The organism is Pseudomonas iridis (assembly GCF_017980685.1).
Taxonomy (GTDB): domain Bacteria; phylum Pseudomonadota; class Gammaproteobacteria; order Pseudomonadales; family Pseudomonadaceae; genus Aquipseudomonas; species Aquipseudomonas iridis.
This window is the reverse complement of the sequence record NZ_JACXXO010000015.1, coordinates 37,215-56,682: the sequence shown is the minus strand read 5'-3', so window position 1 is coordinate 56,682 and position 19,468 is coordinate 37,215. Positions and strand designations below refer to the sequence as shown.

General features: G+C 59.4%; 18 protein-coding genes. 12 read left to right on the top strand and 6 right to left on the bottom strand.

Going from position 1 to position 19,468, the window contains the following annotated elements; all coding sequences use genetic code 11:
- The first annotated feature begins 180 nt into the window (after nucleotides 1–180).
- From IEQ42_RS21235 to IEQ42_RS21185, 11 genes are all read left to right on the top strand, one after another.
- Nucleotides 181–1,143: a YbgA family protein gene (locus tag IEQ42_RS21235; RefSeq protein WP_210705070.1), complete on the top strand. Its 963-nt coding sequence runs from the start codon at nucleotides 181–183 to the stop codon at nucleotides 1,141–1,143.
- The gene (locus IEQ42_RS21230) at nucleotides 1,143–2,084 is read left to right on the top strand and encodes a MerR family transcriptional regulator (protein ID WP_210705069.1); all 942 of its coding nucleotides are present in this window, start codon (nucleotides 1,143–1,145) and stop codon (nucleotides 2,082–2,084) included. Before IEQ42_RS21235 ends, IEQ42_RS21230 begins: the two co-directional genes overlap by 1 nt.
- Before the next feature lie 20 nt (nucleotides 2,085–2,104).
- Nucleotides 2,105–3,550: a deoxyribodipyrimidine photo-lyase gene (phrB, locus tag IEQ42_RS21225; RefSeq protein WP_210705068.1), complete on the top strand. Its 1,446-nt coding sequence runs from the start codon at nucleotides 2,105–2,107 to the stop codon at nucleotides 3,548–3,550.
- Nucleotides 3,543–3,965: a nuclear transport factor 2 family protein gene (locus tag IEQ42_RS21220; RefSeq protein WP_210705067.1), complete on the top strand. Its 423-nt coding sequence runs from the start codon at nucleotides 3,543–3,545 to the stop codon at nucleotides 3,963–3,965. Before phrB ends, IEQ42_RS21220 begins: the two co-directional genes overlap by 8 nt.
- Nucleotides 3,962–4,744 carry an SDR family NAD(P)-dependent oxidoreductase gene (locus IEQ42_RS21215; RefSeq protein WP_042561041.1) on the top strand — a complete coding sequence of 261 codons (783 nt, stop codon included), beginning with the start codon at nucleotides 3,962–3,964 and terminating at the stop codon, nucleotides 4,742–4,744. Before IEQ42_RS21220 ends, IEQ42_RS21215 begins: the two co-directional genes overlap by 4 nt.
- Nucleotides 4,741–5,988, top strand: coding sequence for an NAD(P)/FAD-dependent oxidoreductase (locus IEQ42_RS21210; protein ID WP_210705066.1), 1,248 nt, complete (start codon nucleotides 4,741–4,743; stop codon nucleotides 5,986–5,988). Before IEQ42_RS21215 ends, IEQ42_RS21210 begins: the two co-directional genes overlap by 4 nt.
- The gene (locus tag IEQ42_RS21205; RefSeq protein WP_042561043.1) at nucleotides 5,985–6,800 is read left to right on the top strand and encodes a DUF1365 domain-containing protein; all 816 of its coding nucleotides are present in this window, start codon (nucleotides 5,985–5,987) and stop codon (nucleotides 6,798–6,800) included. The genes IEQ42_RS21210 and IEQ42_RS21205 overlap by 4 nt, the downstream gene beginning before the upstream one ends.
- Nucleotides 6,787–8,052, top strand: a complete 1,266-nt coding sequence (locus tag IEQ42_RS21200) for an SAM-dependent methyltransferase (protein WP_210705064.1) — start codon at nucleotides 6,787–6,789, stop codon at nucleotides 8,050–8,052. The genes IEQ42_RS21205 and IEQ42_RS21200 overlap by 14 nt, the downstream gene beginning before the upstream one ends.
- On the top strand, nucleotides 8,045–8,536 hold the full coding sequence (locus IEQ42_RS21195) for a DUF2878 domain-containing protein (protein ID WP_210705063.1): 492 nt from the start codon (nucleotides 8,045–8,047) through the stop codon (nucleotides 8,534–8,536). Before IEQ42_RS21200 ends, IEQ42_RS21195 begins: the two co-directional genes overlap by 8 nt.
- A gap of 53 nt (nucleotides 8,537–8,589) precedes the next feature.
- A complete protein-coding gene (locus tag IEQ42_RS21190) occupies nucleotides 8,590–8,895 on the top strand; it encodes a YkgJ family cysteine cluster protein (protein ID WP_042561046.1) in 306 nt (101 codons plus the stop codon).
- 429 nt (nucleotides 8,896–9,324) lie between these two features.
- The gene (locus tag IEQ42_RS21185) at nucleotides 9,325–12,072 is read left to right on the top strand and encodes a leucine-rich repeat domain-containing protein (protein ID WP_210705061.1); all 2,748 of its coding nucleotides are present in this window, start codon (nucleotides 9,325–9,327) and stop codon (nucleotides 12,070–12,072) included.
- 126 nt (nucleotides 12,073–12,198) lie between these two features.
- On the opposite strand, the gene IEQ42_RS21180 is transcribed toward IEQ42_RS21185, so the two are convergent.
- The 6 genes from IEQ42_RS21180 to hemA all read right to left on the bottom strand — a co-directional run bounded on the left by IEQ42_RS21180 (nucleotide 12,199) and on the right by hemA (nucleotide 17,558).
- The gene (locus tag IEQ42_RS21180) at nucleotides 12,199–12,717 is read right to left on the bottom strand and encodes an acyloxyacyl hydrolase (protein ID WP_210705059.1); all 519 of its coding nucleotides are present in this window, start codon (nucleotides 12,715–12,717) and stop codon (nucleotides 12,199–12,201) included.
- Between the two features lie 111 nt (nucleotides 12,718–12,828).
- The gene (gene murI, locus IEQ42_RS21175) at nucleotides 12,829–13,620 is read right to left on the bottom strand and encodes a glutamate racemase (protein ID WP_115148152.1); all 792 of its coding nucleotides are present in this window, start codon (nucleotides 13,618–13,620) and stop codon (nucleotides 12,829–12,831) included.
- Entirely contained in the window at nucleotides 13,613–14,368 is a 756-nt protein-coding gene (locus tag IEQ42_RS21170; RefSeq protein ID WP_042561050.1) for a molybdopterin-synthase adenylyltransferase MoeB, read from the bottom strand. The genes murI and IEQ42_RS21170 overlap by 8 nt, the downstream gene beginning before the upstream one ends.
- A complete protein-coding gene (gene prmC, locus IEQ42_RS21165) occupies nucleotides 14,362–15,192 on the bottom strand; it encodes a peptide chain release factor N(5)-glutamine methyltransferase (protein WP_210705057.1) in 831 nt (276 codons plus the stop codon). The genes IEQ42_RS21170 and prmC overlap by 7 nt, the downstream gene beginning before the upstream one ends.
- The gene (gene prfA / locus IEQ42_RS21160; RefSeq protein ID WP_210705055.1) at nucleotides 15,193–16,275 is read right to left on the bottom strand and encodes a peptide chain release factor 1; all 1,083 of its coding nucleotides are present in this window, start codon (nucleotides 16,273–16,275) and stop codon (nucleotides 15,193–15,195) included.
- Nucleotides 16,272–17,558 carry a glutamyl-tRNA reductase gene (gene hemA, locus IEQ42_RS21155; RefSeq protein WP_042561053.1) on the bottom strand — a complete coding sequence of 429 codons (1,287 nt, stop codon included), beginning with the start codon at nucleotides 17,556–17,558 and terminating at the stop codon, nucleotides 16,272–16,274. The genes prfA and hemA overlap by 4 nt, the downstream gene beginning before the upstream one ends.
- A 182-nt stretch (nucleotides 17,559–17,740) precedes the next feature.
- On the opposite strand from hemA, the gene IEQ42_RS21150 reads away from it, so the two are divergent.
- The gene (locus tag IEQ42_RS21150) at nucleotides 17,741–19,465 is read left to right on the top strand and encodes a tetratricopeptide repeat protein (RefSeq protein WP_210705053.1); all 1,725 of its coding nucleotides are present in this window, start codon (nucleotides 17,741–17,743) and stop codon (nucleotides 19,463–19,465) included.
- The last annotated feature ends 3 nt before the right edge of the window (nucleotides 19,466–19,468 follow it).

The following is a 19,468-nucleotide window of genomic DNA, read 5'->3' as shown; positions in this document are numbered from 1 at the left end:
TGTTTTGATCTTTGCTTCTCAAAACTCCCAAATCAAAAACAGGATCAAGAGATCGCAGCCTGCGGCAGCGCCTACAGAAAAACTTATACAAATGATTTGACTTGTACAGCTATGAATCTATGCTTAGGAAATGTTGTACAGAGATCAATCTCTGTACAGGTATAGATTCGAGAGGTATCCATGTCAGACCTTTCCATGTCCCGGCCGAAGATCGCCATCAGTGCCTGCCTGATGGGCGCCGAGGTTCGCTTTAACGGCGGTCACAAGGAATCACGCCTGTGCAGCCGCACCCTCGCTGAACATTTCGAATTCGTCCCGCTGTGCCCGGAAGTCGCCATCGGCATGGGCATCCCCCGCGAACCGATCCGTCTGGTCGGCGATCCGCAAAACCCGCAAGCCGTCGGTACTGTCCATCCCTCGATCAACGTCACCGCGCCTCTGGCCGAGTACGGCGAGAAAATGGCCGGCGAGCTCAATGACATCTGCGGCTACATCTTCATGCAGCAATCACCTTCCTGCGGGCTGGAACGGGTCAAGGTCTATCAAGATAACGGCGCGCCGGTGAATGGCGGTGGCCGGGGCATCTACGCGCAGGCCTTCTGTGCGCGGCACCCGGACTTGCCGGTGGAAGAAGCCGGACGCCTGAATGATCCGGTGCTGCGTGAAAACTTCATCACCCGGGTTCTCGCCTACAGCGCCTGGCAGCAAGTGCTTGCCCAAGGCCTGAGCCGCCGTGTGCTCACCGAATTCCACTCACGCTACAAATACCAGCTGATGGCCCACAACCCGCTGCAATACAAGGCGCTAGGCAAGTTGCTGGGCAACATGGCGCAGAGCGACCCTGCCGAACTTGGCCCGCGTTACTTCAGCGAACTGATGGCAGCGCTAAAAAAATGTGCGACCCGCGGCACCCATAGCAATGTTCTGCAGCACATCACCGGCTACCTGAAACAGGCGATCAGCGCCGAAGACAAGCAGGAGATGGTGCATGTGATCGGCCAATATCGGTTGGGCATCGTTCCGCTCGTGGTGCCGCTGACCCTGCTCAAGCATCACTTTCGCCAACACCCCGACCCGTACATTGCGCAACAGGTTTACCTGCAACCGCACCCGGAAAATCTCAGCCTGCGAAACTTGATTTGATGAACGTGAGCCCCGACACCAGCGCCCAGGAAGACCTCGGCGCCGATTTCAAGAAAGCCCTCGACGATGGCTGGTTGCCGATCCGCGAAGTGGCGCGGCAAACCGGCGTCAATGCGATCACGCTGCGTGCGTGGGAACGGCGCTATGGTCTGATCGTCCCGCAACGCACGCCCAAGGGGCATCGGCTGTATTCCGCCGAGCACGTGCAACGCATCCTGACGATCCTCACCTGGCTCAACCGTGGCGTCGCGGTCAGCCAGGTCAAGCCGCTTCTCGACACTGCGCAAGACCTCGGCGAGTCGGTGGAAAACGATTGGCAACGCTTGCGTCAGACCCTGCTCATGGCCGTCACGCAACTCAATGAACGGACCATCGACGACAGCATCAATCAAGTCATGGCGCTGTATCCCCCGCGCACGCTGTGTGAGCAGTTGCTGGTGCCGCTGCTGGCTGAACTTGAACAGCGCTGGCAGGGCCAGTTCGGCGCGCAGATGGAGCGGGTATTTTTTTATTCGTGGTTACGCAGCAAATTTGGCGCGCGCATCTACCATAACAATCGTCAATTGCACGCCGCGCCACTGTTGCTGATCAATCATTCCGACCTGTCACTGGAACCTCACCTGTGGCTGTGCGCGTGGCTGGTCAGCAGCGCTGATTGCCCGGTGCAGGTGTTTGACTGGCCACTGCCGTCCGGAGAGCTGGCACTGGCGGTCGAACACCTGCAGGCCCGCGGCGTACTGCTGTATTCCAGCAAAGCCATGCAGCTTGCGCAGTTGCCAAAACTTTTGGCTGGCGTCAGTTGCCCGAAAATCATCGTCGGACCAACGGTTTGCATCCACCAGGCCGAGTTGTCCGCAAGAACCTTGGAAACTGCTGATTTGTACCTGGCTGAAGATCCACTTTCAGCGCATCAGGCACTCGTTCAGCGTGGGCTGATTTAATGGACGCGACGACAACCGATATGCAATTGATCTGGCTGCGCAGCGACTTGCGCCAACATGACAACACCGCCCTCGCGGCTGCCGCAGCGCGCGGTCCGACTGTTGCCGTGTATCTGCTGAGCCCGCAGCAATGGCAAGAACATGACGACGCGCCCTGCAAGGTCGACTTCTGGCTGCGCAATCTGCACGAACTGAGCAAAAGCCTCGGCCAACTGAATATTCCTCTGTTGATCCGTACGGCGGCGCATTGGGATCAGGCGTCGGCAGAACTGTGCAAACTCTGTCGCCAGCTGAATATCAAGGTCGTGCACGTCAACGAAGAGTATGGCTTGAACGAGAGCCGGCGCGATGCGGCCGTGGCCGAGGCATTGCAGGCCGAGGGCATCGAATTTCACAGTTATCTCGATCAATTGCTGTTCAAGCCTGGCACCGTACTGACCAAGACCGGGACTTACTTCCAGGTGTTCAGCCAGTTTCGCAAGGTCTGCTACGAACGCCTGCATCGCTCGATCCCGGCGTTGGTGGCCGCACCCGGCAAACAGACGCCACTGGGCATCGACAGCGATCCGGTTCCTGCATCCGTCACCGGCTTCGCCACGCCAAGCGAAACCTTGCGCGATCTGTGGCCTGCCGGTGAGAAAGAAGCCCGGCGCCGCCTCGATACCTTCGCCGACGCCCAAATCGATTACTACAAAAGCGAACGCGACTTCCCGGCCAAGCCCGGCACCAGTCAGCTGTCAGCGTACCTGGCCGCTGGCGTGGTTTCGCCACGCCAATGCCTGCACGCCGCCCTGCAAAGCAATCAGGGTGAATTCGAAAGCGGCAAAGTCGGCGCTATTACCTGGATCAATGAGCTGTTGTGGCGCGAGTTCTATAAACACATTCTGGTCGGCTATCCACGGGTCTCGCGCAATCGCGCCTTCCGTCCGGAAACCGAAGCGCTGGCCTGGCGCGACGCCCCCGACGAACTCGCGGCGTGGCAAGAGGCGCGTACCGGACTGCCGATCATCGATGCGGCGATGCGCCAATTGCTCGAAACCGGCTGGATGCACAATCGCCTGCGCATGGTCGTGGCGATGTTCCTGACCAAAAACCTGCTGATCGACTGGCGCGAAGGCGAGCGGTTTTTCATGCGTCATTTGATCGATGGTGATCTGGCGGCGAACAACGGCGGCTGGCAATGGAGCTCGTCGACCGGCACCGATTCGGCGCCGTACTTCCGCATTTTCAACCCGTTGAGCCAATCGGAAAAATTCGACAGCGAGGGCCTGTTCATCAAGCACTGGCTGCCGGAACTCGCCGACCTCGACAAAAAACAGGTGCATGACCCGGCCAGTGCCGGTGGCTTGTTCGGCGTGGCGGATTATCCGAAGCCGATCGTCAACCTCAGTGCATCGCGGGAGCGGGCGCTGACTGCGTTCAAGAACCTGCCCTCCCGCCAACCAGCCGGGGTCGATCATGAGTGAATTCCTGCGCAGCTTCGCCCGGCAATTTTCAGCGCTGAACAAAGACAACCTGCAACGTCTGGGCGAGTTGTACAGCGATGACATTCACTTCACCGACCCGTTGCATGAAGTTCAGGGGCTGGCGCAGCTGCGCGATTACTTCGGTGAGCTGTACGCCAACGTCAGCGAGCTGCATTTCGATTTTCACGGCTACGACCAGATTGGCGAGGGTGAAGGCTACCTGCGCTGGGTCATGAGTTATCGCCACCCGCGTCTGGCCAGTGGTCGGGAGATCCGCGTCGGCGGCTGCTCGCACTTGCTGTGGCGCGACAAGGTTTATCGTCACCGGGATTATTTCGATGCCGGGGCGTTGCTGTATGAGCACTTGCCAATATTGGGCCGGGTGATCGCCTGGCTGAAAAGGAGAATGGGATGAGTCGTACACCTCCACGGCGTTATTGGTTGACGGGTGCCAGCAGTGGCATTGGCGCAGCATTGGCAGAAAGCATTCTCGCCACCGGCGCGCACCTGGCTGTCAGCTCGCGCCAGGTCGCCGCGCTCAAAGTGTTGTCGCAACGCTATCCGGGACAAGTGCTGGTGGTGCCGGGCGATCTGACCAATAGCCAGACCGTGCGTGAAATCGGTGAGCAGATCGCTGAGGACTGGGGGTCGCTGGACACCGTGATCCTCAATGCCGGCACCTGTGAATATGTCGATGCCCGGCAATTCGATTCTTCCATCGTCGAGCACGTGGTGCGCACCAATCTGCTCGCCAGCGCCTACTGCATCGAAGCCGCCCTGCCGCTACTGCGCAAAGGCACCGCGCCGCATCTGGTAGGGATGGCGAGTTCCGTCACTTACCTGCCGTTGCCACGGGCAGAAGCGTACGGCGCATCGAAGGCCGGGTTGCGCTATCTGTTCGAGTCGTTGCGCATCGACCTGGCGGATGAGGGCATCGAAGTCACGGTCATCAGCCCCGGTTTTGTCGAAACACCGCTGACCGCCAGGAACGATTTCCCGATGCCGCTCAGTTGGCCTGTGGATAAAGCTGCGCGGCATATCTTCGCCAAGCTCAAGGATCGCCCACTGGAGATCGCTTTCCCGGCGCTGTTCATGGCCGCGCTGTGGCCCTTGTCGAAACTGCCAACGGGTCTGCAACTGGCAATCGGTAAACGCATGGTGCGCAAACCGCCACCGCAGCGAGATCCAGTATGAAAATCGCCATTATCGGCAGCGGTATCGCAGGACTCACCTGCGCCCATCTGCTCAATCGCCGACATGACGTCACGGTGTTCGAGGCCGGCGACTGGGTCGGTGGCCACACGCACACGGTGCAGGTCAGCGTCGAAGGTCGCCAATATGCCGTGGACACTGGTTTCATTGTATTCAATGACTGGACCTACCCGAATTTCATCCGCCTGCTCGGCCAGCTCGGCGTGAGCTTCAAACCGACCGAAATGAGCTTCTCGGTCAACGATCCGGACAGCGGCCTGGAATACAACGGCAACAACCTCAACAGCCTGTTTGCCCAGCGGCGCAATCTGCTGTCGCCGGGTTTCTGGGGCATGCTGCGCGACATTCTGCGATTCAATAAAGAAGCCCAGCGCGACCTCAACGAGCTGCGCATCGACGCCGACATGACCCTGGATGATTACCTCAAGGCCGGCGGCTACGGCGAGCGTTTCATCCTGCATTACATCGTGCCGATGGGTGCAGCGATCTGGTCGATGTCGATGGCCGAGATGCTCAATTTTCCGCTGCAATTCTTTGTGCGCTTCTTCAAGAATCATGGCTTGTTGTCAGTCAGTGACCGGCCGCAATGGCAAGTGATCGAAGGCGGTTCCAGCGCTTACATCGCGCCACTGACCGCCGCGTTCAAGGACAGGATTCGCCTCAATTGTCCGGTGAAGCGAGTGGATCGCGACGAACACGGCGTGGTTATCCACAGCCCGGCGGGGATCGAACACTTCGACAAAGTGGTGTTCGCCTGTCACAGCGATCAGGCCCTGCAAATACTGGCCAGCCCGAGCGAGGCCGAACGCGCGATCCTCGGTGCCCTGCCCTACGCCGACAACGAAGTGGTGTTGCACACCGACACGCAACTGTTGCCCACACGCAAACTGGCATGGGCCAGCTGGAACTATCGCCTGAGCGGTGCTGGCCATACTCACGCGGCCGTCACTTACGGCATGAACATTCTTCAGGGCATCGAAAGCGATACCACGTTCTGTGTCAGCCTCAACCAGAGCGCCGGCATCAACCCCGACAAAGTGCTGGCTCGCTTCACTTATGCCCATCCGCAGTTCAGCCTAGCGGCGGTGGCGGCGCAGAACCGCTGGGCCGAACTGGATGGCGTCCGCCACACGCACTACTGCGGCGCCTATTGGGCCAACGGTTTTCATGAGGACGGTGTGGTCAGCGCACTGCGCGTGGCGGCCGCGTTCGGGGAAACCCTATGAACAGCGCCCTCTACAGCGGCTGGATCGGCCATCGGCGCTTCTCCCCGCGCCGACACGAATTTCGTTACCGGATCGGTTTGCTGTACCTCGATCTGACCGAACAGGACGCGTTGTTCGGCCTGTCGGCGCTGGCCAGCCGCAGTCGCTTTGCGCCGTTTTCATTTCGCGAGACCGACTACCTCAAAGCCTTCACCGGCACCGGCATGCGCTTGATCGACGCCGTGCGCCAGCAGGTCGGCATCGCCATCGGCCATGAACCGCAAGGGTCGGTGTGCCTGCTCACGCAACCGCGCAGTTGGGGGCTGGCGTTCAATCCGGTGAGTTTCTTTTATTGCCATGAGGCCGACGGGCAACTGGCGGCGATTGTCTGCGAAGTCACCAACACACCGTGGCGCGAGCGCTATCACTATGTGTTGCCAGCGCGCGCGCCAATCGATCCGCAGAGCGCTCATCAGCATTTCGCGGTAGCCAAGGCCTTTCATGTTTCACCGTTTCTGCCGCGCGATCTCGAATACCGCATGAGCTTCAGCCCCGCCGCGCAAACCCTCGGCGTACACATGGCCGACTGGCAGGGCGAGCACAAACTGTTCGATGCCACGCTCAATCTGCAACGCGAAACACTCGACCGTCAGAGCCTGCACCGCTACTTGCGACGCTTCCCGTGGATGACCGCGAAAACCGCTCTGGCGATTTATTGGCAAGCCGTACGACTGCTGTTCAAACGCGCTCCGATCTTCTCTCATCAGGCTGCTGACGGCAGCTTTCAAACCGCCACCGTGCCTACCAAGGAACACCGCCATGAAATCCTCTAGTCTGTCGGTCAGTCGGCTCAGTGCCAACGGCTTGACCGGTTCGCTGCTGCGTCGTGGCGTGCTACGGCAAATGGCCCGGCTCCAACACGGTCAGCTTGTGGTGGTCGAGGATGGCGAACGGATGCTGTTCGGCGCACCCGGCAGTGCCTTGGTGGGCGAGATCCACATACTCGATGCCGCCGCCTGGGGCATGGTCGCCAGCAACGGCTCGATCGGCGCAGGCGAAGCATTTATCCACGGCTATTGGAGCTCGCCGGACTTGACCGCCGTGGTGCGAGTGTTCGTCAGCAACCTTGAAGTTCTCGATGCGATGGAAGGAGGGCTGGCTCGTGTCGGCCGACCACTGGTGCAAGGCTTGCACTGGCTCAATCGCAACACGCGCAAAGGCTCCCAGAAAAACATTGCCGCGCACTACGACCTCGGCAACGAGCTGTTCGAACAGTTTCTCGACCCGACCATGATGTATTCGGCGGCGCAGTTCCTGACCCCCGAAGACAACCTGGAACAGGCGCAACTGAACAAACTGGAGCGCATCTGCCAGAAACTCGCGCTCAAACCCAGCGATCACCTGCTGGAAATCGGCACTGGCTGGGGCAGCATGGCGCTTTACGCGGCGCAAAATTACGGCTGTCGGGTGACCACCACCACGTTGTCGAAAGAGCAGTACGCGTTCACCGCAAAACGCATCGAACAACTGGGCCTGCAAGATCAAGTGACGTTGTTGCTCAAGGATTATCGCGACCTTACCGGCGAGTACGACAAACTGGTGTCGATCGAGATGATCGAAGCGGTCGGCCACCGCTTCCTGCCGACCTACTTCAAACAATGCGCGCAGTTGCTCAAGAGCAACGGCCTGATGCTGCTACAGGCGATCACCATCCGCGAGCAGCGTTATGAGCAAGCCAAGCGCGGCGTGGACTTCATCCAGCGCTACATCTTCCCCGGCGGCGCCCTGCCCTGCGTGCAGAAGATGCTCGAAATCGTTGGCCGCGACACCGACATGAACCTGCTGCACATGGAAGATTTCGGCTTGCACTACGCCAAAACCCTGCGCCTGTGGCACGAGAATTTTCGCCGCGCCCACGGCCGCTTGAGCGAACTGGGCTACGACGATTACTTCCTCAGGCTGTGGGAGTTTTACCTGTGCTACTGCGAGGGTGGCTTCCTGGAGCGCACCATCGGCACCGCGCAATTGTTGCTGGCCAAACCGGCCGCCATGCCCGCGCCGCTGCTCGGACGCTTCGATGCTTAAGCGGATCGCCAATGCCGCGCTGTTCCAGATCGGCTGGCTGGCCTGCGTGCTGGGCGGCAACAGTTTGTGGCTGTTGCTGGCGCTGGCGGTGCTGGTGATTCATCTGCTCTGGGTCAGCAGCTGGGCGGCGGAGGGACGTTTGATCCTCAGCGTGGTGATTGTCGGTACGGCGGTGGACAGCGTTTTGCGCAGCCTCGGTGTGTTCGCGTTCGAGGATTCGTCACCGCTGATTCCGTTGTGGCTGATGCTGCTATGGGCGTTGCTGGCGACCACGCTGCGCCACTGTCTGCAATGGACCGCACGGCCATGGTGGCTGGCCAGCGTGCTGGGGGCCGTCGGTGGTGCGCTGTCGTATTACGGCGGTGGGCGCCTGGCCGGCGTGCAATTTCCCTACGGCGAGCTCCCCAGTCTGATCGGCATTGGCCTGCTCTGGGCGCTGCTGTTCCCGCTGCTGCACCTGATGGCTCGACGCCTGGCTCATTGAGCGTCTGTCAGAGCGTTCACACACGCAGCATCCACTGCCTTACACTGCCGCCCATGAAGACCATTCCCCACCAACAAATCGCTGAACCGGCGGTCACCTGTTCGACCTGCGCAGCCTGCTGCTGCCAGCTCGAAGTGATGCTGATCACCGACACCGGCGTGCCTGATCGTTTCATCGATACCGATGAATGGGGCGGCGAAGTGATGCTGCGTCTGGACGACGGCTGGTGTGCGGCGCTGGATCGCGACACGATGATGTGCACGATCTATGAGAAGCGTCCGCTGATCTGTCGCGAGTTCGAAATGGGCGCGCCGGAGTGCATCGAAGAACGCCGGGGCATTGCCACGGTATATCGCTGATCTTTCAACGAGCGTGTGCGATGAACCGCCATCGCTCAGCCACCTGTTTCTGGTCGAGGACGGCGGGTGGCTGGAGATCCTTTTGCAAATGGACCAGGCAATAACCTGCTGCCCTGCAGGCCAATCAGTTCCTACGCGTGTTGCCGTCATTTCCTGCCGCCCCTGTCTGCCTTTCTGATCTCATTCAGTATCTCCAGTCGATATCGTTCACGTCCCCGTTCGAGGGTGCTGATTGCGTCAAGACACACTGCAAATAACGACGATATTCGACGGCTTTATCTCGGTATCAGTATGAGCAGGCTGGTCGATTGCTTTCCCGTCTGGTGCGAAACGATCGACAGCAGAATCGCTCCCAACACGTCAATCGGCAGGATGCCGAAACACCGAGCCTCGCAAGCGCCGAGGGCAATTTTTCAAGGATGAAGAAATATGGCAGCAAAACCACCTCGCGGTGGCAAAACCCACGTAGAGGCCGATGTCCACGTCAGCCCCAACCGGCCATCACAAGGGGACTCAACCCATCCTGACGGGGTGAATCAAAACGGCTTCGCCCCCTGGACGTTCAAAGTGGATTCGGCAACGCGGCCCAGCTCCGTGAGTGAGATCGACCTTGATGCGATTCTGCCGGCTGCGGTTGTCACGGTGCAGCAGACTTCAATGGCAACTCAAACCCGTCCCTCCACGCAGACGCTGTTAATGCACTACCTGATCGATGCGCAGATAAAACTGCCGCATGCCGACAGTGATGGCTTCAGGGTGTACAACAAACGTCATTATGTGGATTTGTCCGACGGCGGCACCGTTCTTGTCGCACTCGACGCCAAAACTGGCCTGTACCGGGCCCGACGCGCAAACGAATTGCAGCCGTCCGGCCCTGAGCTGCAGCGTAATCCCGATACCGGCCTCTGGCATGTGCGCAATAACGCTGCGCAAGACACCGCACCACTGACTGAAACCCGCCTGCAGGCGTTTCGCACCGAGCTGGATTTCGGCTCGGCCGAAGCCGATAGCGACGGTCTGTATCGCCACGACGGCAAGCGCTACGCAGTAATCTTCAATCACGCGTATCAGGCGCTGCATGATCTTGATGCGTCCACACCCTCGAATAAGGTGTGGCGCATTGTTAAACCCACTGATCCCGTTGCCAGCGATAGTGCCAACATCTACCGCGCCAGTCGAAGCGGCGAGAGCCTGGCCATTACTCGCAATGAGGACAACGCCTGGATTTCTATTTTCGTGGGGTTGAGGGGAGGCATGCGGCGCAATGAGCCCGGGCCGGCCAACCCGGGCAATTTGCACCGCCCCTGGCTCGACACCACGCCAGGCCCCTCAGGCAGGCAACCCCCGGCCGTTGTCGGCACCACGCGAGCGCAGGTCAAACGCTATTTTCCCGAAGCAACTGATCAACACGCCGATGACTTCATCGCTCGGTTCGGTGACGCGGGCGCCGCAGAGATGGAGCTCGAACGGCTGCGGCTTGGGCTGCCTGAGCTGATCCGTGAACTCAGCGCCTGGGAAGCTGCTTATAAGGGCGGTGATAGCGAAGAGCGCATCAGGCGACTGGCGATTTGTGACACTTTGCATCGACTGTACAAGTGGCAAGGCGACGCTTCGGAGAAGGTCTATCGCGATGGTCAATTGGTGGGCTTCAAACTGGAACTGGACCTGGGCAACCGTGCCAATCTACAGCCGCCGATTCTTTCCACTCGAGTCGACTCCATTGTTTCTCTGAGTTTGAAGGGAGCGGCCGTGCAGAAACTGGATGTACTGTTTTCGAGGTTCTCTCACGTTGAAGCACTGGAAGTCCGGAACCTGGCGGGCACCGGCAAAGAACTGTTTGCGGCAATGAACAGGTTCACGGAGCTGAAACTACTGGAGATTCATCAATGCACGCTTTTTCCGCCGACACCTGAAGGTACGAACTTCTCTGAATTGTCCCGCCTGCGCGAGCTGACTCTGATTGATTGTCAGGTCCATTTCAGTATTTCGGTGCGCGGCCTGACCGAATTGCGGGTATTGAGAGTCCGAGGCAGTAACATGCAGTTTCCACCTGCGGGGCTTACCGATAGGCCGGGGCCGTCACGCCTGGAAGTGCTTGATCTGAGCAGAAACCCGTATTTGGAAAGACTGCCTGACTTTACCTCTATGCTGTTTTTGCGCGAGCTCGACCTGTCATTCAATGCTCAAGACGCACACCTTGTCGGATTGGACGCGAATGTCTGGCGGGAGCGGCTTGAAATATTGAGACTCGAAAACACTCGGCTGACAGGTGAGCTGTCACTCAGAGGCATGAAAGGTCTGCGGGAGTTGAATCTGGCAGGTATGGGATTAACCCGTTTGCCTGACTCACTGAGGACACAGGACGGGCCGATGCGTCTGGAAATATTGAATCTGGCCAGAAATCGGCTCGATGACGCACCGTCACTCAGAGGAAGAACCGCCTTGCGGGAGCTGGATCTGGCAAATACCGGCATAACCCAGCTGCCCGAAGGGCTTGGCACGGAGAATGGGCCGCTGCGTCTGGAGATATTGAACCTCAGCGCAAATCCGCTGTTCGTTGCGCCGTCGTTCAGAGGAATGACTGCATTGCGCGAAGTCGATCTTCGCGAGACGCATATCGACAGCTTTCCGCAAGGCGTCACCTCCGAGATTCCCCAGACATCACTGAATCTTGCCGACAACTTCATCTCATCCATCCCCGAGTCTCTTGAGCTAAGAAAGGGGTTTAACCTGGCGGGCAATCCGCTCCTGGATGCAGCGTCCCAAAGGCGATTCATTGCAGCGCGTCACCAGACCGGCAGCGACATCTGGCTGGGAAAGATGGATCCCGACACCTCGGCGAATCTCTGGTTACACAATGTGCCAGAAGCAGGTAGACGCGAAAAACTGGAGCTTTGGAGCGCTTTGGGAGCAGACACAAACCCGGTAATTCGCCGACTGAGCATGACGCCGGAGTTCCGGATCGAGCGTCAGCAGTTGCAGCGCCGCGTGTGGGCCATGCTTGAGGGCTTCAGCAGGGCTGAACCTGATGAGAAAAGCCAACTGAGAGCGATTATGAGGAGTGAGCCCTGCCCCGGAAAAATGCTCGACAGGCTGGAAGAGCTCATGAAGAAGTTTGATCCGACGCGGCAAAACCAGCCTGCGCATCATCTATCCAAGCGCCCAGGGTTTGATTAGTCGGCGCTGATGAACTGAAACCTGACAGTTCGCAGGCTCATTAGCGAAAGCGGTGTGTCAGTCGATATGGATCTCGATTGACACACCGCTTTCGTGGGCAAGCCCGGCCTGGCGCAGACGATGAGCTTACAGCGGCATCGTGTAATGCAGCGCGTAGCTTTCTACACCATCGTTATCGCTGGACAGGCCGGCGTTGGAATAGTGCGTGGCACGAATCCCGATTTCATGCCCGCCATTGAAGCGCACGCCAGCACCGATACGGTCTTCGAACTGGAACGAACCGCCGATATTGTTCGACTCGTATTTGGTGTTGGAGAACGCTGCAACACCAATCCCCGCCTCGATGTACGGCTTCACCGACTCACCGGCAAATTCGTAAACAAACACTGGCGAGAACGACAGGCTGTTGTTACTGGAGGTCTTGTCACCCTCCCAATAGGTGTAGGCACCGCTCCAGTAACCGGTCAGGCGACCGACGTCGCTCTGCAGCCAGCTCTTGTCCCAGTCGAAATTCATGCCCAGGCGATACGTCACTGTCGAATCGCTGGTAGCGCCAACGGCGAATTCAACGCCGGCAGCCTGTGCGGTAATACTTTGCCCCATCAATGCGGCCGCAATCGCGGCCAAGCAGAATAGTCGCTTCACTTTGAAACTTCCCTTTACGGAACGATCGTTCGGTTTTCTGGATAACTCATCGCTATAGAAGCCAGCGCTTGATCAGAAGTTCAGCTGATTTTCAGTTATTTCACATTTTTTTTACAAACTGAATTTTTGCACGTCGAAAGCGGTTTGCCCCAGCAGGGGCAGGGTTTGGCTGAAATGCTTCGCGTCACCACTGGTCCAGAATCTGACTGGCCGGTCAGGCCCTGCAGCAAGCAGATCGCGTTCGGCCAAAAGGCGCTGGAGTTGTCGCGCTACAGCGGCACCGGTATCGATCAGGCTGATGGTCTCAGGGATCATCGACGCGAGCATCGGCTTGAGGAAGGGATAGTGCGTGCAGCCGAGAATAATCGTGTCGCAACCGCTGGCCAGCAGCGGATCGACATACCCCTGCAGCAACGTGCGCAACTCGGCACTGTGCAGATCGCCGCTTTCAATCAATTCAACCAGACCGGGGCACGGCTGGGTGATCACGCGTACATCGGTGGCGAAGCGGTCGAGCAAGGCTGCGAACTTGGCACTCTGCAAGGTGCCAGTGGTGGCTAGCACACCGACCACGCCGCTGCGGGTAGCGGCGGCGGCCGGTTTGACCGCCGGCTCCATGCCGACAATCGGCCAGTCGGGAAAATCGCGGCGCAGATCGGCAACAGCCGCCACGGTCGCGGTATTGCAGGCCACCACCAACGCCTTGGCGCCCTGCTCGCGGAAAAAACCGGCCATCACATTGCAACGCTGACGGATGAATTCCGGGGTTTTCTCGCCATACGGAATGTGCCCGCAATCGGCGAAGTACAGCAGCGACTCATTGGGCAACAAGCGCTGAATTTCAGCCAGTACCGACAAACCGCCGACACCGGAATCGAACACGCCGATCGGCGCCTCACGCATGCTGCGATCCACAGACGCTGCAACCCGGATCGCGTTTGACGCGCAATTCACGAAAGCGCGAACCCAAGGCATCGATCAGCAGCAAGCGGCCTACCAGCGGTTCACCAAAACCGACCAGCACCTTCAATGCCTCAAGCGCCTGAAGACTGCCGACCAGTCCCACCAGGGGCCCGACCACGCCGGCTTCGCTGCAGGTCAGTTCAGCTTCGCTGCCGTGCCCGTATAAACAGTGGTAGCACGGGCTCTCGGCGCGACGCGGGTCGAACACCGACAGTTGCCCTTCGAGGCGAATCGCCGCGCCGCTGACCAAGGGTTTGCGCGCAGCCACGCACGCAGCGTTAACGGCTTCGCGTGTGGAAAAATTATCCGAACAGTCGAGCACCAGATCCACCGCCGCCACTGCCGCCGCGAGGGAATCCTCGTCCAGCGCCTGACGATGGGCGATCAGTTGAATCTCTGGATTGATCGCGCCCAGACGCTTGAGCGCCGAGTCGACCTTGCTCATGCCGACGCTGTCGGTGTCGTGGATGATCTGGCGCTGCAGGTTGGTCAGATCGACCGTGTCGAAGTCCGCCAGATGCAGCTCACCGACACCTGCCGCCGCCAGATACAAGGCAACCGGTGCGCCGAGACCACCGAGGCCGACGATCAGGACGCGACTGTCCTTGAGCTTCAACTGGCCGTCGATGTCGATGTGTTGCAGCAGAATCTGCCGGCTGTAGCGCAGCAATTCCTGATCGTTCAGCACGGCAGGCGCCCCAAGCTGATGCGTTGATGGCCGCCCAGATCGGTGCGGCTGTGGACTTCTTCGAAACCGCGACCGAGCAGCAGATCGCGCACGGTTTCGGCTTGATCATAGCCGTGTTCGAGCATCAGCCAGCCACCGGCCTCCAGATGCGCCGGGGCCTGGGCGACGATCAGACGCAGATCGTCGAGCCCGTCCTCACCGGCCACCAATGCACTGGCGGGTTCGAAGCGCACATCGCCTTCAATCAGATGCGGATCGGTCGCGGCAATGTACGGCGGGTTGCTGATGATCAGCTGAAAACGCTGACCTTCAAGCGCACTGAACCAATGACTGCTCAGCACCTTGACATTGTTCAAATGCAGGCGTTGGCGATTACGCTCGGCCAGCGCCACGGCTTCGAGCACGCGATCCACAGCCGTGACCTGCCACGCGGGACGCTCGCTGGCCAGGGCCAAGGCAATCGCGCCACTGCCAGTGCCGAGGTCGAGGACTTTGGCCGGTGTCGCGGGTAGCAATTCCAGCGCCGCCTCCACCAACAACTCGGTGTCAGGGCGCGGGATCAGCGTGTGCGGTGCGACTTCCAGATCCAGTTTCCAGAAACCCTGCTGGCCGAGGATGTAAGCCACCGGCTCACCTGCGCGGCGGCGTTGCAGGTACTCGGCAAACTTCAGCGCGGCGTCAGTCGGCACGATACGCTCGGGCCAGGTGTGGAGAAAGCTGCGCGATTTGCCCAGCGCCGCGGCCAGAAGCAATTCGGCGTCCAGCCGTGCGGTCGGTGAATCCGGCAGGTCGGCGGCGCGCAACAGGCTGGCAATGATGGTCATTTATTCACCTATCGCCGCGAGTTGGTCAGCCTGGTATTCGGCCAGCAACGGCTCGATGACGGCCTCCACGCCACCGGCGAGAATTTCATCAAGCGAATACAAAGTCAGGTTGACGCGATGGTCGGTCACACGGCCCTGAGCAAAGTTGTAGGTGCGAATCCGCTCGGAACGGTCACCGGAACCGACGAGCAATTTGCGCTCGCTGGCGATGGCATTTGCCGCGGCAGCGGTTTGCTGATCGTTGAGTTTGGCCGACAACCAGGCCATCGCCCGCGCACGGTTCTTGTGCTGGGAACGTTCTTCCTGACACTCGACGACGGTGCCGGTCGGTATGTGGGTGATGCGGATCGCCGAGTCGGTGGTGTTGACGTGCTGACCACCGGCCCCGGAGGAGCGGAACGTGTCGACGCGCAAATCCGCCGGGTTGATCTCGATCGCTTCGCGCTCGTCCGGCTCGGGCAACACCGCCACGGTGCAGGCCGAGGTGTGGATACGACCCTGGGATTCGGTGGCGGGCACACGCTGTACGCGGTGCGCGCCGGACTCGAATTTCAGCTTGCCGTAAACGTTGTCGCCTTCAATGCGCGCAATGACTTCTTTATAGCCCCCGTGTTCGCCTTCGTTTTCCGACAGGATCTCCACACGCCAGCCACGTCGCTCGGCGTAACGCGAGTACATGCGGAACAAATCGCCGGAGAAGATCGCCGCCTCGTCGCCGCCGGTGCCGGCGCGAATTTCGAGGAACACGTTACGCCCGTCGTTGGGATCCTTGGGCAGCAACATGCGTTGCAGATCGCCTTCCAGCGTGATCAGCATTTCTTTGGCTTCACGGACTTCTTCTACAGCCATCTCACGCATGTCCGGGTCGCTGTCCTTGAGCAGCGCCTGCGCGCCTTCAAGATCGCTTTGTACGCTGAGCAGTTTTTTATAGGCGTGTACGACCGGCTCAAGTTCGGCGTATTCCTTGGAATAGGCGCGGAATTTAGTCTGATCGGAAATGACTTCGGCATCGCCGAGCAGCGCGGTCAGTTCCTCGAAACGGTCCTGGAGGATGTCCAGCTTATTGAGCAGTGACGCTTTCATTGCGGTTTTTTATCCGAAAAGCTATCCGGTGAGCCCTCGAGGGCAAAGAGTTCCTGAGCCATGGCCAGCGCATCGAGGCGGCCTTCGGCAGAAAGCTTTTTCAGTTGCACGCTGGGCGCATGCAACAGTTTATTGGTCAGGCCGCGGGCCAGTTGCCCCAGCACATCTTCGGCGTTGCCGCCGTTGGCCAGCAGGCGCAGGGCTTTTTGCAGCTCCTCGTCGCGCAGGCGTTCGCTCTGTTGACGATAGGCCTTGAGCACATCAACCGCTGCCAGTTCGCGCAGGCGCACCATGAAATCGCTGGCGCCGACCGAAACCATTTCTTCGGCCGCTTGTGCTGCGCCCTGACGACTCTTGAGGTTTTCAGCGACCACTTCGTGAAGATCGTCGACGCTATAGAGGTAAACGTCGTCGAGTTCGCCGACTTCCGGCTCGATATCCCGGGGAACGGCGATGTCGACCATGAAGATCGGCTTGTGCTTGCGCAGCTTCAATGCGCTCTCGACCGCGCCTTTACCGAGGATCGGCAACTGACTGGCGGTCGAACTGATGACGATATCGCTGCGCACCAGTTCCGCCGGAATGTCCGACAGCAACACCGCGTGGGCGCCGAACTGCTCAGCCAGAAGGCTTGCGCGCTCCAGCGTACGGTTGGCGACAACGATGCGCTTGACCCCCAGCTCATGCAAATGGCGGGCGACCAGGGTGATGGTCTCGCCAGCGCCGATCAGCAAAGCCTGACTGCGTTGCAGGTCACTGAAAATCTGTTTCGCCAGACTGACCGCCGCAAACGCCACGGACACCGGGTTTTCACCGATGGCGGTGTCGGTACGCACCTGTTTGGCGGCATTGAAGGTTGCCTGGAACAGACGCCCGAGCAACGGACCGATGGTGCCAGCCTCTCGGGCCACGGCGTAGGCCGATTTCATCTGGCCAAGAATCTGCGGTTCGCCCAGCACCAGCGAGTCGAGTCCGGAGGCGACGCGCATCATGTGACGAACTGCCGCATCATCTTCATGCACATAAGCACTCGCGCGCAGCTCTTCGAGGCTTAAATGGTGATAGTCGGCGAGCCAGCGCAGCACGATATCCGCCGACAGCTGATCCTGTTCTATATAAAGCTCACTGCGATTGCAGGTGGAGAGGATCGCAGCTTCGCGGCTGTCGGTAAGTCGGCAGAGCTGCTGCAACGCCTCAACCAGCTGCTCAGGGGTAAAGGCCACGCGCTCGCGGACGTCTACTGAAGCAGTCTTGTGGTTGATACCGAGTGCAAGGAAGGCCATTCAAAGTCGCTGATGGTGACGTGAAGCCGGCAATTGTCCACCTTCGTCAGATTCAGAACAACTACCGCTGACTATTGTCCCAATTGTCCGCCCCTATAATGGGCACAATTGAGACTCGGTTATGTTTGGCCGAAGGCTTGTGTCATGATGATCCGACCGCAGGTTAGTCGTCCTCTTCCTATATGAATAGATCCTCCGCGTTGCTCCTCGCTTTTGTCTTCCTCAGCGGCTGCCAGGCCTTGGCCCCCGTGTCGCCGGACGGTACGCCGCCGGTTGAAGACACCACCCCTGCGCCTGAAAAACCCAAGGTTTACAGCTCGTTCAGTGAAGAAACCGTGTTCAGCCTGCTGAGCGCCGAGCTCGCCGGCCAGCGCAATCGTTTCGACATTGCCCTGGACAACTACGTGACTCAGGCCATCAACACCCAGGATCCGGGCGTCTCCGAGCGCGCGTTCCGCATCGCCGAATACCTCGGTGCGGATCAGCCTGCGCTGGATACCGCGTTGATCTGGGCGAAAAACGCGCCGGACGACCTCGAAGCGCAACGCGCCGCCGCCGTGCAACTGGCGCGTGCCGGGCGTTATGACGATTCGATGGTCTATATGGAGAAAGTCCTGCAAGGCAAGGGCGACACCCATTTCGACTTCCTTGCGCTGTCGGCGGCTGATACCGATCAGGAAACCCGCAACGGTCTGATGAAAAGTTTTGACCGCTTGTTGCAGCGTCACCCGAACAACAGTCAGCTGATTTTCGGCAAGGCCCTGCTCCTGCAACAGGATGGCGACAACAAAGCGGCGCTGGCACTGCTCGAAGACAATACGCCAGAGGACGGCGAAATCGCCCCGATTCTGCTGCGCGCCCGTCTGCTCCAGCTGTTGAACCGTGGCGACGAAGCCCTGCCACTGCTGCAAAAAAGCATCAGGAAATATCCGGACGACAAACGTCTGCGCCTGACTTATGCGCGGATGCTGGTAGAGCAGGATCGGATGGACGACGCCAAGACCGAATTCTCCAGCCTCGTTCAGCAGTACCCGGAAGACGACGAACTGCGTTATTCGCTGGCGCTGGTATGTCTGGAAGCCAAGGCCTGGGATGAGGCCAAAGGCTATCTGGAAGACCTGATCGCTCGGGAAAGCCATGTCGATTCGGCGCACCTGAACCTGGGGCGCATCGCCGAAGAACGCAACGACCCGCAGGGCGCATTGATCGAGTACGCCCAGGTAGGCCCGGGCAACGACTATCTGCCGGCACAGCTGCGTCAGGCCGATATCCTGATGAACAACGGCAAGACCGCCGAAGCCCAAAGCAAACTGGCGGCCGAACGCGATGAACAACCGGATTACGCGATTCAGTTGTATCTGATCGAGTCGGAAACCCTGTCTGCCAACAAACAGGACGACAAGGCCTGGAAGGTATTGCAACAAGCCTTGCTGCAATACCCCGACGATCTGAATCTGCTGTACACCCGCGCCATGCTCGCGGAAAAGCGCAATGACCTGGCGCAGATGGAAAAAGACCTGCGCCTGATCATCAAGCGCGACCCGGACAACGCCATGGCGCTGAACGCTTTGGGCTACACCCTGTCCGATCGCACGACCCGCTACGCTGAAGCCAAGACGCTGATCGAGCAGGCATACCAGATCAATCCGGAAGACCCGGCGGTACTCGACAGCCTCGGCTGGGTGAATTTCCGCCTGGGCAATCTGGACGACGCCGAGAAATATCTGCGTCAGGCGCTGGAGCGTTTCCCTGACCACGAAGTCGCCGCACACCTGGGCGAAGTATTGTGGGTCAAGGGCAACCAGCGCGAAGCCAAACAAATTTGGGGCAAATTCCTCAAGGATCAGCCCGACAGCACCATTCTGCGCAGCACCATCAAGCGCCTGACCGGATCCGAGACTCTTTAACTC

Coding starts and splice junctions, on each gene's coding strand:
- hemA (WP_042561053.1), bottom strand. CDS start 17,558: ATGGCCTTCCTTGCACTCGGTATCAACCACAAGACTGCTTCAGTAGAC.
- IEQ42_RS21200 (WP_210705064.1), top strand. CDS start 6,787: ATGAAATCCTCTAGTCTGTCGGTCAGTCGGCTCAGTGCCAACGGCTTG.
- IEQ42_RS21235 (WP_210705070.1), top strand. CDS start 181: ATGTCAGACCTTTCCATGTCCCGGCCGAAGATCGCCATCAGTGCCTGC.
- IEQ42_RS21210 (WP_210705066.1), top strand. CDS start 4,741: ATGAAAATCGCCATTATCGGCAGCGGTATCGCAGGACTCACCTGCGCC.
- IEQ42_RS21220 (WP_210705067.1), top strand. CDS start 3,543: ATGAGTGAATTCCTGCGCAGCTTCGCCCGGCAATTTTCAGCGCTGAAC.
- IEQ42_RS21205 (WP_042561043.1), top strand. CDS start 5,985: ATGAACAGCGCCCTCTACAGCGGCTGGATCGGCCATCGGCGCTTCTCC.
- IEQ42_RS21215 (WP_042561041.1), top strand. CDS start 3,962: ATGAGTCGTACACCTCCACGGCGTTATTGGTTGACGGGTGCCAGCAGT.
- prmC (WP_210705057.1), bottom strand. CDS start 15,192: ATGACCATCATTGCCAGCCTGTTGCGCGCCGCCGACCTGCCGGATTCA.
- prfA (WP_210705055.1), bottom strand. CDS start 16,275: ATGAAAGCGTCACTGCTCAATAAGCTGGACATCCTCCAGGACCGTTTC.
- IEQ42_RS21195 (WP_210705063.1), top strand. CDS start 8,045: ATGCTTAAGCGGATCGCCAATGCCGCGCTGTTCCAGATCGGCTGGCTG.
- IEQ42_RS21185 (WP_210705061.1), top strand. CDS start 9,325: ATGGCAGCAAAACCACCTCGCGGTGGCAAAACCCACGTAGAGGCCGAT.
- phrB (WP_210705068.1), top strand. CDS start 2,105: ATGCAATTGATCTGGCTGCGCAGCGACTTGCGCCAACATGACAACACC.
- IEQ42_RS21230 (WP_210705069.1), top strand. CDS start 1,143: ATGAACGTGAGCCCCGACACCAGCGCCCAGGAAGACCTCGGCGCCGAT.
- murI (WP_115148152.1), bottom strand. CDS start 13,620: ATGCGTGAGGCGCCGATCGGCGTGTTCGATTCCGGTGTCGGCGGTTTG.
- IEQ42_RS21190 (WP_042561046.1), top strand. CDS start 8,590: ATGAAGACCATTCCCCACCAACAAATCGCTGAACCGGCGGTCACCTGT.
- IEQ42_RS21150 (WP_210705053.1), top strand. CDS start 17,741: ATGAATAGATCCTCCGCGTTGCTCCTCGCTTTTGTCTTCCTCAGCGGC.